General features: G+C 56.2%; 10 protein-coding genes. All 10 read right to left on the bottom strand.

Features of this window, described 5'->3' with window-relative positions:
* Positions 1-264: 264 nt before the first annotated feature.
* Entirely contained in the window at positions 265-2490 is a 2226-nt protein-coding gene (locus G516_RS0119685; RefSeq protein ID WP_028295096.1) for a FepA family TonB-dependent siderophore receptor, read from the bottom strand.
* Between the two features lie 585 nt (positions 2491-3075).
* A complete protein-coding gene (locus G516_RS0119680; protein ID WP_028295095.1) occupies positions 3076-3405 on the bottom strand; it encodes a DUF3325 domain-containing protein in 330 nt (109 codons plus the stop codon).
* Positions 3402-5372 (bottom strand): PepSY-associated TM helix domain-containing protein, encoded by a 1971-nt coding sequence (locus tag G516_RS24195; protein ID WP_156879121.1) that lies wholly within the window; start codon positions 5370-5372, stop codon positions 3402-3404. The genes G516_RS0119680 and G516_RS24195 overlap by 4 nt, the downstream gene beginning before the upstream one ends.
* Positions 5369-5650: an iron transporter gene (locus G516_RS0119670; protein WP_156879120.1), complete on the bottom strand. Its 282-nt coding sequence runs from the start codon at positions 5648-5650 to the stop codon at positions 5369-5371. The genes G516_RS24195 and G516_RS0119670 overlap by 4 nt, the downstream gene beginning before the upstream one ends.
* A gap of 313 nt (positions 5651-5963) precedes the next feature.
* Positions 5964-7004 carry a tripartite tricarboxylate transporter substrate-binding protein gene (locus G516_RS24190; RefSeq protein WP_028295093.1) on the bottom strand — a complete coding sequence of 347 codons (1041 nt, stop codon included), beginning with the start codon at positions 7002-7004 and terminating at the stop codon, positions 5964-5966.
* 4 nt (positions 7005-7008) lie between these two features.
* Positions 7009-9135: an HlyD family efflux transporter periplasmic adaptor subunit gene (locus tag G516_RS0119660; protein ID WP_028295092.1), complete on the bottom strand. Its 2127-nt coding sequence runs from the start codon at positions 9133-9135 to the stop codon at positions 7009-7011.
* Between the two features lie 3 nt (positions 9136-9138).
* The gene (locus tag G516_RS0119655; protein WP_084645270.1) at positions 9139-10521 is read right to left on the bottom strand and encodes an HlyD family efflux transporter periplasmic adaptor subunit; all 1383 of its coding nucleotides are present in this window, start codon (positions 10519-10521) and stop codon (positions 9139-9141) included.
* A 3-nt stretch (positions 10522-10524) separates the two neighbouring features.
* Positions 10525-11364, bottom strand: a complete 840-nt coding sequence (locus G516_RS0119650) for an efflux RND transporter periplasmic adaptor subunit (protein ID WP_028295090.1) — start codon at positions 11362-11364, stop codon at positions 10525-10527.
* Positions 11364-13073, bottom strand: a complete 1710-nt coding sequence (locus G516_RS23480) for a TolC family protein (protein ID WP_169449562.1) — start codon at positions 13071-13073, stop codon at positions 11364-11366. The genes G516_RS0119650 and G516_RS23480 overlap by 1 nt, the downstream gene beginning before the upstream one ends.
* A gap of 93 nt (positions 13074-13166) precedes the next feature.
* Positions 13167-16121, bottom strand: a 2955-nt coding sequence (locus G516_RS0119640) for an Ig-like domain-containing protein (RefSeq protein ID WP_028295089.1), incomplete at its 5' end; no start/stop codon positions are given.

The raw sequence follows: 16121 nt of genomic DNA, 5'->3' as shown, positions 1-16121 counted from the left end.
GTAGGTCACAATTTGTCAACTTACAGCAACGAGTGTCATAAAAGTTGGCGCATCTTAACACTCATGTGAAGTATTATGTAAATCATTATCATTTGTATATTTGCTTTCATTAAGAAACGATCAGTTTCCACTAATAGAGCTATCTATTAGCACCATTTTTTGCTAGACAATTCCTGTAATCCGGGCAAAAAAAAGGCCACTCGCAAGGAGTGGCCAATCATCATGAAACACAGCGTTGTGGCTGAGTGTTAATCCCGAAGCAGATCAGAACTTCTTGGTGAAACCTGCCAGGAAGCTACGGCCCGGTTCGTTATAGGTGTTGGCACCGGCGTTCAGGGACGTGCCTTCACGTTTTACCGAGGCGTTCAGCAGGTTTTTCACAGAGAAGGTAACGTCAAAATCGTTCGGTGCCATCCAGGTCATCGCCAGGTTGGTGATGGTGTACGGCGCGCGATCTTCCTGGTTTTCAACTTCATCACCGCTGGTAGTGGTGGTCGCACTTGGCGTACGGCCGTAGTGCACCGCACTCAGAGTGGATTCAACACTGTCGCTCAGCTGAGCAGTGATGCTGCTGTTGATGGTGTAATCCGGTACCAGAGACAGCGGCTCACCAGTGGTCTTGTTTTCGGAATCCAGCATCACGGTGGCGTTCAGACTGAAGTCGATGGTCTCACCCACTGGCACCATCAGGTTACCTTCCATACCTTCAATCACGGCTTCCGGAATGTTGTCCCAACGGAATACCTGGGTGCTGTCAGCAGCATCACCGGTTGAGGCTGCAACCGTGTAAACCGGATCAGTCCCTTCGGTACTGACCTTGTTTTTGTAGTCGTTGTGGAAGTACGTCAGACCGGCGTTGAAGCCAGACGCCGCCAGGTAGTTGAAACCGATTTCCTTGTTGATGGAGGTTTCGTTTTGCAGGTCCGGATTACCCAGAATCGAACAACCGCCACCCAGGCTTGGGTAGTCACTTGGACAACCGTTACCACGAGTCGCATAAACGTAGTTCGGGTTCAGCTGGTACAGGTTAGGCGCTTTGAAGGCCTTGGACACACCGGCCTGGAAGGTCAGTTCGTCAGTGGTGGCCCAGGACAGGTTCAGGCTTGGGGACCAGTTGCTGCCAGTGATGTCGTGGTGGTCATAACGCAGACCCGCGGTGGCGGTCAGACTGTCCAGCAGTTGCAGGTTGTCTTCGACGTAAATACCCAGCAACAGCGCATCGGTTTCCGGATCACGGTCTTCGGCATTCAGCTCGGTATCACCCAGATCAACATCATCTGCCACGCGCGCATCGGTCTGGTTGTTGACGTCGTCGTACATGTTTTCGTAGCGAACTTCCGCACCCAGCGTCAGCGTATGGGTTTCAAAGGCCAGATCCCACTCCGACTTGGCGCTGACGTTTTTCATCTCAACCGTGGTCCACTCGTCGCTGTTGATGGCACCTTCACCGCCACCAGCCGAGCCTTCACCCAAACGCTGGTTAACCGTGCGTTCGTATTGGATGTAGCTGAAGGATTTACCAAAATCGTAGCTGCCATGATGGGTCACGGCGGCGGTGCTGCGGTCCATCTTGTTGGTGGTGCTGCCAATGTTGCTGGTGGTGTAATCGCTGTTTTCCACACCCTGGAAGGAGTTGTCACCAGCGTAGATGTTGTCTTGTTTGCTCAGGGCCACATCAAAGTCGACGCTGTTTTCGTCGTTAACGTGGTAGGTCAGGGTCGATTTCCAGTCGAGGTTGATCACCCCTTCACGACCGGCGGCAATGCTGCTGCCTTCAACGGTATCGTCGGCGTTGACGTACTGATCATCGCCATCGGTCTTGTTGTAGTTGAAGTAAGTGCGCAAGGAGGCGTTGTCGCCCATCGGCGCTGCCATCAGGATGTTCAGACGCTTGCTGGCACCTTCGTCAGAGTTCTGCGGCATTTCGTATTGAGCAGAGATTTGCGCCATGCCGGTATCTGGCTTCTTGGTGATGATGTTGACCACACCACCGGACGCACCGGAACCGTAACGGGCCGCTGCCGGGCCACGAATCACTTCGATGCTTTCGATCATTTCGACCGGTACCCAGTTACTGTCGCCGCGGGTATTGCGCTCACCGGAACGGCCCATCTTGACGGAGTTACGCGACAATACCGGCTTGCCGTCAATCAGGATCAGGGTGTTTTCCGGGCCCATGCCACGAATATCAATCTGACGGTTGTTACCGTACTGACCGGTGCTGGAGTTACCGGTCAGGTTAACGCCCGGCATGGTGCGCACGATCTCGGAAATATCGTTCGATACCGGCCGACGCTTCATGTCTTCTTCAGTGACGACCGACACCCCCTGGGCTTGTTTCAGCTTTTCGGACGCGGCTTCTACTTTCAGGGTATCCAGCATGATGGGGTCGTCATAACCGTCATCTGCTGCATGAGCATTAACCGCTGTAATTGCCGCAGCCAATGGCAACAGGGTTGCCAGAAATACTGAGTGTCGGGAAGGGGCCATTCAAAACTCCTTTATATAATGCAGAGCAAATTAATTCGTCAGAGATATGAGCAAAGGCTCAAAAAAGGAGTCGCAGCGTACCACCGCAAAACATCGAAATAAAAACAATTCGCATTAATTATTATGCTGTTTATTTGCAACATTCCGTTGCTATTAACACGTCATATATTTACAAAACAAAAATTAATAAATATTTGAATCATCAGGTCTTACAACGCATCAAAACGTCAGGCACCGTCAGGGTTTGTGAGGAAAAATCTGCATAGAAACGCTGTTTATCCGTTTTGAAAACAGCCTGAACATGTAGAAATAAATGTAAAAACACACAACAAAGACACTAGCCCAAATACCCTTATAAAAAACAGTGAATAAACAGCTAAAAAAAGACCCATCGAATTTTTAGGAATCCGACATTTAATGACACCGGGATACATATAAAAACACGACCACCACCCCACCCTCAGATTATTTAATCCTGACAATTATCAGAAGAAGAACAGCCACATATACCCTCTATAAATTCCGAACATAAAAAAACCGGCAAATTTGCCGGTTTTATTTCGATGCGAGCTTATCGCTATTGCGTTATGCCAACCACTTCTGCCCCAAGCGTCCGAGGCAGCCAAAGCGCCAGCTCTGTTTGAACAGGGCCGGAGCGTAAGTCAGCATCATGGCAACCAGAACAGCCGCCAGATGCAGCAATCCAACCCAGATCAGAATCGCCACGTGGTCCTGGCGGAACTGATAGCAAAGCCACAGCCCCAGTGCCAGATAACCGTACCCCACCAAATGCAGCCAGTTACGGGCTGCCTTGCTCGGGAAGCCTTTGCCAAACACCACTTTGTAGAACGAGCGGGTCGATACCGCGAAGTGCACAAAACCCAGCACCAGCACCAAAATCGTCAGCACAATCATGCCTGGCCCTCCTTCAATTGTGGTTTCGCAGGCTTGCTGTCCTTGCGCTTGCCACGTTGTGGCTGTTTGGCTTTCTTGCGTTGGTGCAGCACCGCCGTGGTCAGGCCCGCCGCCGTAAACCAGGCCACCAGGTCAAAGCTCAGGCGCATCCAGTCACCACCGCCAACGGCACCAATGAAGCCTACCGGCGAGGTCATAAAGTCGAGCACTGGCAGCAACAGGAACATGGCTGCTGCAATCGACAACTGAATCAACCAGCCTTGTTTCTGACGCAGGACCGCAGCGTGCAGCAAGCACAGGCCCCAGGCTGCAAAGAAACAGTAGATTTCGGCATCGCGGCGCTCGGCCATTTCGACCGGCAGCAAGCGATTAGCCCAGAAGTACGTTGCCAGCGCTACAAACAAGCCGGCAACACCCGCCAGGTTCAAGGCACTGACCAGCTCAAAGCCCTTGTTTCCGGCTTGCTGACGCTCACGCTTGATGCTCCACAACAGCGCGCCACTGCCCACCATCACAGTGCCCAGCACGCCCGAGAAGAAGAACATCCAGCGCACAAAAATATCGGCAAATTTGGCTTCGTGCAGAATCTTGAACATGCCGCGCAAGGCACCCAGCACCGAGTCGGCTTCCGGGGTCGCGGTTTCTTCAACCACGTTGCCGCTGGCGTCGAAGGTCATCGATGGCACACCCCATTTACCATTGTTCAGCTTGGTACGATGGGCTGGCTGCAAGGTAACCTGAGCGTCCTCGGTCATCGGCTTGCTGATGGAAATGTTGTAGCTTGGTTGTTGCCAACGTTGTTCAGCAACCGCCAGCATGGCACGCAAGTCGAGTTCAACCGCTTCACGCTGAACCGCCTGACGACGCTGGCCGCGTTCTCCACGAGGGCCTTCACCTTCTGCACGGGCACCACGTCCTGCGCGAATACCGTCACCGGAGGCACCGTTACCAGCGGCTTCACCTCGGCCAACGCGTTGTTGGCCACGTTCGCCGGCACCGTCAGCCATTGGTTGGCGGCCCTGACGACCTGTGCTGGCCACTTCGTTGAGTGCTGCCATATCGGCATGGCCACCTTGCTTGCCACGTCCTTCAGGGTTTTGACCATTCACTGCACCTTCACGCATAGCCATCTGCCCACCATGTTCAGCACCTCCACGCTCAGCACCTCCACGCTCAGCACCTCCACGCTCAGCACCTCCACGCTCAGCACCACCGCGCTCGGCACCCGCTTGTGGGCCACCTGGTTGTTCCATCGGTGCACGGCCCTGGCCTCCTTGACCGCCTTGTCCACCGCCGCCGCCACCGTGACCACCGCCCTGCCAGAACAGCAAGGTACCCGCCAGCAGGATCAATCCAGAGAAGGTAATCATGATATGGAATGGCAGCGCCAGAACACTGCCCACCACGTGCGCGTCGACCCAGGAAGCGGTTTTCTTGCCCGGACGGAAGGTGAAGAAATCAGCAAAAATCTTACGGTGCATGATGATGCCGCTGATGATGGCAATGAACATCAGCATGGTCGCGGCACCCACAATGGTACGAGCGATGTCACGAGGAATGGCCCACAACTCGAAGTGGAAGCGGTAGAGGAAATCGCCGCCAGCGGTTTCCCGGCCTTCAATAGGCTGACCTGTACCAGCGTCCAGTTCTTCACGCGGCCCACGACGACGCTGCTGTTCTTCGCCTTCGCCCAGCCAGCTCAGGCCCAGGGTACGGCTACGATCGTCCGGCAGGTTAATGCTCCAGCTTTGGGCAAAAGGTGCCACGCTTTGCAGCCGCTCGACCGCCACATCCAGCGTGTGCTCGGAGGGTACCGAGGCGTGCTGTTCCGGTGTCATCCAGTGGGTGATTTCGTCTTTGAAAAACGCTGTGGTGCCGGTCAGGAAGATGGCAAACAGCAACCAGATAACAATCAGACTGCTCCAGGTATGGAGCCAGGTCATGGATTTACGCAGTCCTCCTTTCACAGAGCACCTCCAAGGGCGTACCAGATTTCCCACACCACGCCATTGGCGATGATCATTCCGAGAATGGCTTTTTTATGGGAGGCGATGGAAAACATCACAATCACCAGCACCAGATACACCAGAAAAAATACCATGCTGTTAAAGGTCTGGGCTTCGCGGTCGGTCAGCTCCATGGCTTGCCCCAACAGCAAGCAAATCACAACTGACAGGGCATAGCCCCCAACCGCGGCCGCCAGTACCCGTCCGCTTAACAGCACCTTGTCCATTGCCAAGGTCATAACCATCCCCTTTCCTGTTCAACACGTCCGGCAGCGGCCGGAAAGCGCGCAAAAATAAAACACAATACAAGTAAGAACAATTCACATTCAGTGAATGTCAGGCGTTTTTATTCATAGAAACACAGGGTTTCCTGATTGATCCTGACGCTTGAATAACAAAGCGGGCCCCCAGACCCAACTTGGTACGGTCAAGAATGGCAAGACACAGGTAAAGAAAGAGTTAAAGAGAGGATTAAAATGCGAAGAATCCGCGTGAAAATTCAAGCAATGTGCTATGCCGCAGTGCGGCATAGCACGGTCGAATAGTGGGCCTCTACACCTTACCCAACCGGAAAGACTGAGCCAGTGCCCGATACTTTTCGGCTTCTTCTTCCAGCCGGAAGAAGAGTTCAAAGTCGGTGTCGTATGAGGGTTGCAGGGCATTCGCGCTGAGCAACTTTGAATAGTCGCGCGCAGACACCGTGAATTCCACTGCGGTTTTCAGCTCGCTGTAAATCGCGTCGGGGACCTGCTGGTGTACAAACCAGCCGTACCAACCGCCGACGTCCATGTCGTCGATGCCTTGCTCGCGGCATGTCGGAACATGATCCCAATCGCCATAGCGAGTCCGGGATGTGGTCGCCAAGACCCGCAAGGTATCGTTTTCATACAAGTCCAGACGAGTCCCGCCAATCACCATACCGGCAGCCAGTACCCCGTCGAGCATGTCCTCGACCATCATGGCGGTTTCACGGTACGGCTGTGGCCGAATGGCCGGTTGTTTGGCGCGGGCAAAAATCAACTGGGCAAAGTGCCCGGGAGAACCGTACTGGGTGAAGCCCATGGAGGCGTATTCCGGGTTGTCTCGCACCCAGTCGATGTAGTCGTCAATGGTTTCAACCGAGTCGTCCACCACCGGACCGACGGTGAAAAACAGCGTGTATTCGGACATGATGGCCAGCGGTTTGAAGTCGGTTTGCGCATAAGGCAACTCACGATACAGCGCCGGGAATGAGTTAAACGTAGGTGAATGCACCTCCAGAATGGTGGTGCCATCGGCCGGTGCGTATTTGGCATTAAGGGTCGCCCGAATGGTGTTATCCCCCGGCATGCTGACGTGCTGATATTCGATCGGGGGATAGAACTTCTGCATCTGCTCAGCACCGGCATGAGCCAGCCGCGATGCCAGGCTTTCTTCACCAAAGGCGGTCAAAATGCGACCCGAAGGTTTGCCGCTGGGTGCCACTCCAAACTTGCGTTCCCAGCCCGGCTGCAGTGCCTGACTGCCCTCCTCGGCATAACTCCACAGCGGCAGACTGGCTGCTGCCAGACCACCCAGCCCCTGCTTGAGCAAACGTCGACGACTGATCGTCATAGGACTATCCCTCCAGATCCGTCAGCAGGATGCTCCACACGTGGCGGGCCACTCGCTGCCAAACAGATACCGCATCTACCTGAATGTTTATTTTTCCGGTCAGCGACAAATCCGCTGGCCAATCGCTGCCGGCCGCCGTCAAGCGGCCAATGTGCAACGCCTGCACCGGAACCTGAGCTCCGTCGGCGTTTTGGTAGGCCGCTACCGGGCCACCAAAATTAGAGCTGAGTTGCAGCTCCGCAAGGGATTCCACCGCAGCAGCATCCACCTGCTGCAGGCTGGCTGCCAGCGGCGGTAATTCAGGGTCGTTGGCAATAAACAGCCCTTCGACGCCGTCACGCAGCCGACTCATGTAGTTTTCCGGCACATAGGCCAACACTTCCACCACCGCCGGATTCTTGATTTCCAGCAGCTCGCTGTCTTTTGCCAGCCAGTCACCCGGCTTCAGTTGCAATGGCAGGTTTTCAACCCGTCCCGCCGCCGTGGCAACCACCCGCAAGGCCCGCATCTGGTTCTGGATGGCCTCAATCTCGACACTGGCCTGCTGGATTTGCTCGTTCAGCACCTGCCACTCGACCCGGTCCAGATCGGTTGCGGAGGCCCGGTGCATGCGCCGACGAATCAACTCGCCGTCCAGTCGAGCAGTTCTGAGCTGGTGCTCAAGCGCTGGCGACTCCAGTGTCAGCAACAGCTGACCGGCTTCTACCCACTCACCATTGGCGACCCGCAACGACGTGACCCGACTGTCGTGGGGCACCAGAAAACGATGCTGCAATTCGTAGCGTGCAACGGCCGGTGCCACCAGCCGATCGTCCAGCGGCATAAAGATGCCCGCCAGAAAAGCTCCGAACAGCCCCAGCAGAATCACTTTGCGGCGAATCGACATGGCCCGGCGCTGCTGCCAACCGGACCCTGTCAGACGAGCCAGCGGCATGATCAAAAATTTCACAGCAATCGCTCCCCAGGCCAACAGGCCCAACCAAACCGCAATAAATTCATAAATCAGGTACCCCAGACTCGACATCACCAGCATCAGGTAAAGCCAGACACCACAGCCGTACAGCAACATCCAGCGCTTGTCCGGATCGTCAGTGGCATCGGGCACACTGGCCATGGCCTTGTGGCCCAAAAACAGACTGGCGACGCGCCAGCGCAGCAGTTCCAGAGAGCGGGTTTGCAGGTTTTCCTTGCCCCACCAGTCGGCCAAAAAGTAGTAGCCGTCAAAACGCGACAAGGGGTTCATATTGATCAGCAAGGACGTCGCCAAACTGGTGGTAGCCAGCACAAACGCCAGACTGCGCATCACGCCGTCCGGTAGTACCGCCCAGGCCAGCAAGGCCATGCCTGCCACCATGGTTTCAGCGTACACGCCACCGGCGGCCACCATCATGCGTTTGCGACGGCTGCGAATTCGGGCCACACCATCCAGTTCGGTGTAGGCCATCGGGAAGCCAAAGATAAACGCCACCCCGATCTTGCCGGGCGGTGCCCCGCTGCGCATGGCGGCCAGCGCATGACCCATTTCGTGCACCAGCTTCAGCACAACCAGAGCCAACAAATACGCCAGCAGGCCCAGCCAATTAAAAAAGTAGGAGAAGGTGTCGAGAAACTCCTGCCACTGTTCAGAAATCAACAACAGTGCGACCAGTGTCAGAATCTTCCAACCCAGCATGTACACCCGCCACTGGCGCTTGTGCCAGCTGGCAAACGGCGCCAAAAACGGTTTCGGGTCCCACAGCGGGATGTACACCGCCGGGGACACCGGTGTTGGCTCCGCCGGGCGGTGATCCACCAGCAAGCCGTTATCGACCAGGAACTCTTCCAGGCTTTGCAAGCGGTTGCGGGCATCGTCGTAGCCTTCGTTTTCCAGCGCCCGAATGACGGAGTCACGGGTCATATCGCCGAAATAACGCAATAACTGCACATCGAGTTCAGAAACGATAAAAAATCGATTATTCAGTGGATCGAACAAGTGCCAGCGTCGACTGCCGTCACGAGCGGCCGGAGCAGCTTCCAGACGCAGCTCCTGGCGCAGTGGCGGCAAGGGTTCAAAGTCACGCGGGTCCTGTTGCGACGCGGCTTGCCGGGTCGCTCCCTGCAAGCCTTCGGTCAGGCTGAAGCTGGTTGCCATAGCTCACCACCCGATCTGCTGACGCAGCAGTTGCAAAGGGTGGCGTACCAACTGATAAATCAGAGGTACCCGCTCGCCGGTTAAATGCGCGGTTCCCTGACTGCCCAGTCGCGGTAAGGGAGCATCGGCCTGCAAACGCGATTGATCCAGCTCAGCCATCAGCCGATACACCATACCGCCAGCGTCCGACACCACCGGGCTGTAGCTGATGACCGTCAGCTTGGCGGGTAAGCCGCCATTGAGGCTGTCGTTCAACAACACCCGCACCGATTGTCCGGTACTGACCTGCACCGCAGACGAGGTTGGCAGGTCAATGGCGAAGCGAATCTTCTTACCTGTCGCAACCTGCAGGATTTCTTCCCCAACCATCACGCTTTTGCCTTCCCAATCCCGACGAGAGGAGTACATCACCATGCCGTCCATCGGCGCGTAGATACGGGCTTGTTTGAACTTGGCTTCGGTATAGCGCGCCTTTTCTTCCGCCAGCAGGTACTCGGCCTGTCGAATCGGCAACAGATAAGCAGCGTCCTGACTGGAGAAGGCTTCAACGTTGACTTGCTCGGCCCGGGCTTTGGCAATAGCCCGCTCCTGCCGTGCCAGACTGGCGCTGCTGCGCAGCTCCAGGTCTTCAAATTCCAGCAACAGGTCACCGGCTTTTACCGTCTCATTGGGGGCCACGTTCATACGGCGGATGACCCCATTAAGCGGCGACTTCAGCTGCCAGCCATCGGCGGGCAATACGGTGACGGGCGCCAGTACCGACAGATGCACCGGAATGCAGGCAACCGCGATGGCAAACAGCAACAAACCACGTCGCCACCAACGGCTCGAACTGCCGCCACTGCCAAAATGACGACGGCCGGACACCGCCGTCAGCGCGTGTCCGTAGACGTCAGACAGTCGTTCGATAAGGGCCTTCTGCTGCTCATTGAATGGGGTTTCCCGCAGAAACAGCACCAGCAGGGTGTTGGGGTTCTCGGCATCGCCCAGACAGGTCAGGCAGCCATAAGGAAAGGGATATTCAGAGACGCCCTTCTGGTCACCTTCGAGAGTAAATTCAAGCCGGCTTTCATCGGTTCCCCGGAGATCCCAGCTCTCTTTCACCAGATGTTCTACCGTGCTGACCAGCTCCGAACTGGAATCCACACTGCGGACATCGGAGGCGCGTTCCACATGCCAGCCGCGACCGGATGGCCGCAGAAGCATGACCTGATTGCAGTCCAACACAGAGCGCGACTGGTTCAGCAGATGCCCGAGCAAGTCGTCACGGGTGCTTTGCTGACGTACATCGGCTTCGAAGGCCAGCAGTTTCATTGCCGACATCGCCGCCTGATTTGCCGCTGGGCGGGCGCTGTTGTCGCTGGCACCTGTATTCATGTTTCCCATGCCTCACTCCCCCGCCGCTGGCGGCTGCCTCAATGCAGCGGTTTCCTGTAAATCGAAGGTTGCCGTGCCGCTCATACCCGGCAATTCCGTGCTGGCAAACGCCCCCTGAATACGGCCAATAACCTTGACGGTTTTACTGATGGGATCGACTTCCGGCAGGCTGCGCACCACCTTGCCTTTAAGAACCGTACCGGTTTCGTCGACGGTGAACTCAAACTCAGGCGACTTCAGCACATCAGGCAGTCGTACCGAGTCGATGATGAGTTCAATTTCCAGCCGGCGAGTATCAACGATCTCAATCAATGGCTGGTTCGGAGCTGCCAGTTCGTAAGGCATGATCAGCCATTTTTGAACGCGTCCGGAGTACGGCGCTCGCACTTCGCAGTGGTTGGCCTGAATTTGCAGTGCCTCCTGTTCGGAGATTCCCTGACGATAGGCAGACTCCGCTTCCAATAGCTCGTAGGAACCAATCGACTGGAAGTTGGCCAGTTCCTGCGAGATCAGCATGCGGTTGCGCAGCACTTCGGCGGCTTCGGTTGCCGCCTTCAGGCGGGCCTCCGGCAAGGCGCAGTCAAACACCACCAGCAAGTCGCCCTTGGAAAAGGGTTTACCTTCGCGGTAAGGAACATTCAGTACCTGGCTGTTGATTTGCGCCGACAGGGTCGACGAACGGGTGGAGCGCAGTACGCCCCGTGTGACGTTACCCACAAATGGATTTCGCTGCTGTTCGAAGTCGTACAGATAGGGCCGTAATGGCTCTACCAGACCACCGTCTTGCAGTACCCGATCGGCCTGCACGGCCAGCGGCACCAGCAACATCAGTAGCGCTAACACGTGTTTCATCAGTTGTCTCCATTCTGGAATTGCAGTCGACGGCGATCAAATGACACGTCGCTGTCGTTACCTTGCTTGAGCGATTCATCACGAGCCGCGTCATCGTCGGTCTCATCTTCTATATCGGCATCCGGGTCAGTAACTGAATCCGGTTGTTCGGCGTTTTCGCCCAGAAAAGCCTGTAACCGCTTTTGGAATTCTGCGTCGCTGAGGTTGCCCTGCCCGCCGACGGCGCTCATGGAGGCGCTGTTTTCCGCTTCTATCTGTTCATCCAACTGCGGGATGCGTTTGGGAGGCTCTGGCAGGGTGATGGCCTGCTCGGTCCAGTGGTCTTCCAGCCGCGCGGCCAGGTCAGTGACGCTTTCGCCGCTGTTTGGATCAAAGGCAAAGTTATCCAGACCCATGGAGGCATAGAGGTTGGCGTAGGCGTTTTGCAAGTCAGCGAAGGCCGCGTCGTATTCCACTTCGGTCAGAATGCTGGTCATGTATTCCTTCACCAGATCCTGTTGACCCAGAAAGCCGACGTTGGCCTGGGATTGGCTCAGCTGCAGGATGCGCGACTGCACTTCGTGCTTCAGGCGAATGGTGCGCAGCTCATGACTCATGCGAATAAAGCGGGCCCGTGCCACATGAATCTGGGTCATGATGGCCATCACCAGTGAGTTCTCACGGGCCAGCAGCAAATTGCCCTCGCCTTTGGCCGCATCGCGTTCCGATGGATAGCGGAACAGCGACATCAGATCCCAGGACACACGGGCGCTGTAGCTTTGCCATTGGTTGTTGTACAGGAACGGGTTGCTGTCGTAGTTCAGGCCGAATACCGAGGTGAAGCTGGGCAAGGCTTTCACCAATGCCAGCTGCTGTTCTTTTTCGTTGATTCGACGGCGCAGAAAGGATTCGGCCAGCTCCGAGCGGTATCTGAGGCCAATCAGCACCATTTGGGTGGCAGAACCGGGCAGGTCGGGGGCCACTTCGCTGCGGCTTGGTAATTCCAGTGAAAAGCGTTCGTTGGGAGACAGGTTCATCAGGGCCGCCAGCTGACGCTTGGACAGCAGCAGTTCCCGTTGCAGTTTTTGTACGTTGGCCTGGATTTGCAGCAATTCGCGTTGATACGCCAGCACCACCAGCGGTGACACCCGTCCACGCTGTTCCAGCTCCTGGGCTTTACCCAACGCCTGAATGGCATCGGCTTCCAGCTTCAACAGACGCTGTTGGGTCCGCTCGGCCGAGACCGCACGCCAGTATGACGTACGGACATCTTCCAGAATGCGGTTAATCACCTTACGCCGTTGCTGACGGGCAATGGTGAGTTCGTCTTCCGCTTGCTGGGATTGAATGTAGGCAAAGCCAAAATCCAGCAAGCTCCAGCTGGCCGTCAGATCGGCGGTGTAACCTTGCTGCGGGCTGGAAAACGAGGGTTCGAGCGATTCCGTACCGGTACGCAGGGATTCCGAGCTGGACGCCGCCTTGTTGCTACGGCCACCCCACTGGGCATTACCCTGAATGATTGGCAGCATGCCAAGCCGTACCGACTCCATTTGCTCGGTTCGATACAGCATGGATGCTTCTTCGATCTTTTCATCGAGGTTGTATTTGAGTGCCCGCGCCATGGCTTCGTACAAGCCAATGGCGCCTTCGACCGGTTCCTGTTTGGCAATGATTGCATCAACCCGGTCGTAGGCTTCCAATGCCTGCTGACCGTAGTCGATCTCAGGCATTTTGGTTGCACAGCCCGCCAGCATCAGGACTGATGTGGTAAGCAGTATTCCAGTGGTCGGCCGCAAAGCAGCACCCCTTCCCTGTGTCAGGGTTTAACTCAGAATTTTATAGATTCGTTCCATAGCCTCTCGGGTTTGGTTATCGGCGGTTTCCAACTGGCGTCCCAGTGGCGCTTTGGCCAACTGTTCCGACGGTGTACCGCGCTGCTCAATGGTTTCTGCGGCATCCGTATCACTGATGCCTGCAACGTCTTCCGTGACATCCAGCGGCGTACGGGCACTTTCATTCAAGTCGCCCACGGCCTGCTGCATGATGTTGTTATCTGTGGCTCCCAGCTCAACCGTTTGAGTATCACCATTCCCCAGGCTGGCCACCAAAGCGGCAGTCGGAGAACCACTGCTGAGGTCGGCCAAACCGTTCAGACGTTTCACGCCGTCAACGGCCTGTAGTAATACTTCAGAATAGTCGTCCAATTGCAGTTCAACCTGTTCTGCCGCTTCCGGGACAGGAATGTCACTGTCTGAATCTTGAGCCTCTGTGACAAACGCAGGACCATCAATGTCGACCGGGATCGTGCCGGTAACGGTGGTTTCGCCATCGGTCACAGTGAACTCAATGATGCCTTCACCGCTGCTGTCAGGATCGGGGGTGAAAATGATGGTGTTGTCGTCGGTAATCTCGACGGTACCCTGGTCAGACGTGGCCGATTCGAGCGTCAGTTCGTCGCCATCCGGGTCGGATACAATCGTGATCGGATCGATCTCGATTGGCTCGGCAGCCACCACTTCCACAACATCAGGATTGTTGTCGACAACCGGTGCATCGTTGACCGGGGTGACATCCACCACGATGGTGGTGGTTGTCTGGCCACCTTCGTCATCGGTGATTACCAGCTCGATGGTATCGGTGCCGGTGAAATCCTCAGGTGGTGTGTAAGTGATGGTGCCGTCTTCAGACACCTCTGCGGTTCCGGCACCTGCGGTGACTTCCTCAATACGCGGAGTGGTGCCGTCCGGATCAGAGATTTGATCGGTAATGTCGATCTCAACCTGGGTGTCTTCCTCCACCGACACATTATCGAGATCCGCAACAACCGGATTGTCGTTTACACCTTCCACAATCACGGTGATGGTTTCGGTAATGGTGCCCCCATTGCCGTCATCAACGGTGTAAGTGATGGTGTCTTCACCAACGAAGTCCGGATTTGGCGTGTAAGTGGCTACGCCGTTGTCATCTACCGTGACCGTACCGTTCAGCGCATCTGCCGCGTCTACGGTCAGAACATCACCGTCGGCATCCGTAATGCCATCCAACAGGTCGATAGCCGCCGGAGTGTCTTCCGTCACGGTTTCGGTGCGGCCGCTGGTGCTGCTGGTTGGCGCATCGTTTTCAGCGGTGACGGTGACTGTAATGGTTTCAGTAGTGGTACCGCCGCTACCGTCACTCACGGTGTAGGTGATGGTATCCGTGCCGTTGAAGTCCGGGTTTGGCGTGTAGGTGGCAACGCCGTTGTCATCTACCGTGACCGTACCGTTCAGCGCATCTGCCGCGTCTACGGTCAGAACATCACCGTCGGCATCCGTAATGCCATCCAACAGGTCGATAGCCGCCGGAGTGTCTTCCGTCACGGTTTCGGTGCGGCCGCTGGTGCTGCTGGTTGGCGCATCGTTTTCAGCGGTGACGGTGACTGTAATGGTTTCAGTAGTGGTACCGCCGCTACCGTCACTCACGGTGTAGGTGATGGTATCCGTGCCGTTGAAGTCCAGGTTTGGCGTGTAGGTGGCAACGCCGTTGTCATCCACCGTGACCGTGCCGTTCAGGGCATCTGCAGTGTCCACGGTCAGGGCATCACCGTCGGCATCCGTAATGCCATCCAGCAGATCAATAGCCGCCGGAGTATCTTCCGTTACGGTTTCCGTGCGACCGCTGGTGCTGTTGGTTGGGGCATCGTTTTCAGCGGTGACGGTAACCGTGATGGTTTCCGTCGTGGTGCCGCCATTACCGTCACTCACGGTGTAAGTGATGGTGTCGGTGCCGTTGAAGTCCGGGTTCGGCGTGTAGGTGGCTACGCCATTGTCATCTACCGTGACCGTGCCGTTCAGCGCATCTGCAGCGTCTACGGTCAGGGCATCGCCGTCGGCATCCGTAATGCCATCCAGCAGATCAATAGCCGCAGGGGTGTCTTCCGTTACGGTCTCAGTGCGACCGCTGGTGCTGTTGGTTGGGGCATCGTTTTCAGCGGTGACGGTAACCGTGATGGTTTCCGTCGTGGTACCGCCGTTACCGTCACTCACGGTGTAGGTGATGGTGTCGGTGCCATTAAAGTCCGGATTCGGGGTGTAGGTTGCTACGCCATTGTCATCCACCGTAACCGTGCCGTTCAGCGCATCTGCCGCGTCTAAGGTCAGGGCATCACCGTCGGCATCCGTAATGCCATCCAGCAGATCAATAGCCGCTGGGGTGTCTTCCGTTACGGTTTCCGTACGGCCACTGGTGCTGTTGGTTGGGGCATCGTTTTCAGCAGTAACCGTTACCGTGATGGTTTCCGTCGTGGTGCCGCCGTTACCGTCACTCACGGTGTAGGTGATGGTATCGGTGCCGTTGAAGTCCGGATTCGGCGTATAGGTCGCAACGCCGTTGGCATCGACGGTGATGGTACCGTTAAGAGCCGAGGCGGAGTCGACGGTAACAGTGTCGCCATCTACATCGGCAGAGCCGGCCAGCAGATCAATAGACGCCGGGGTATCTTCAGCGGTTGTTTCAGTTCGGCCACTTGGCGTAGTCGGAGCGTCGTTTTCAGCAGTGACAGTGACTGTAATCGTCTCGGTTACCGTACCGCCATTACCGTCACTCAAGGTGTAGGTGATGGTGTCGGTGCCATTGAAGTCGGAATTTGGCGTGTAGGTAGCAACACCGTTGGCATCCACGGATACCGTGCCGTTCAGGGCAGAAGCTGAGTCGACAGTGACCGTATCGCCATCTGCATCATTGCTACCCGCCAGCAGATCAATGCTCGCAGGAGTATCTTCAGCAGTAGTTTCAGTACG

Source organism: Oceanobacter kriegii DSM 6294 (genome assembly GCF_000422845.1).
GTDB lineage: Bacteria > Pseudomonadota > Gammaproteobacteria > Pseudomonadales > Oceanobacteraceae > Oceanobacter > Oceanobacter kriegii.
This window is presented reverse-complemented; position numbering and strand designations above follow the sequence as displayed.

What these genes read in the sequence shown, in the direction of transcription:
- G516_RS0119660 (WP_028295092.1), bottom strand. Translation starts at nt 9,135, where the DNA reads ATGGCAACCAGCTTCAGCCTGACCGAAGGCTTGCAGGGAGCGACCCGG.
- G516_RS0119670 (WP_156879120.1), bottom strand. Translation starts at nt 5,650, where the DNA reads ATGACCTTGGCAATGGACAAGGTGCTGTTAAGCGGACGGGTACTGGCG.
- G516_RS23480 (WP_169449562.1), bottom strand. Translation starts at nt 13,073, where the DNA reads ATGCCTGAGATCGACTACGGTCAGCAGGCATTGGAAGCCTACGACCGG.
- G516_RS0119685 (WP_028295096.1), bottom strand. Translation starts at nt 2,490, where the DNA reads ATGGCCCCTTCCCGACACTCAGTATTTCTGGCAACCCTGTTGCCATTG.
- G516_RS0119650 (WP_028295090.1), bottom strand. Translation starts at nt 11,364, where the DNA reads ATGAAACACGTGTTAGCGCTACTGATGTTGCTGGTGCCGCTGGCCGTG.
- G516_RS24190 (WP_028295093.1), bottom strand. Translation starts at nt 7,004, where the DNA reads ATGACGATCAGTCGTCGACGTTTGCTCAAGCAGGGGCTGGGTGGTCTG.
- G516_RS0119655 (WP_084645270.1), bottom strand. Translation starts at nt 10,521, where the DNA reads ATGGGAAACATGAATACAGGTGCCAGCGACAACAGCGCCCGCCCAGCG.
- G516_RS0119680 (WP_028295095.1), bottom strand. Translation starts at nt 3,405, where the DNA reads ATGATTGTGCTGACGATTTTGGTGCTGGTGCTGGGTTTTGTGCACTTC.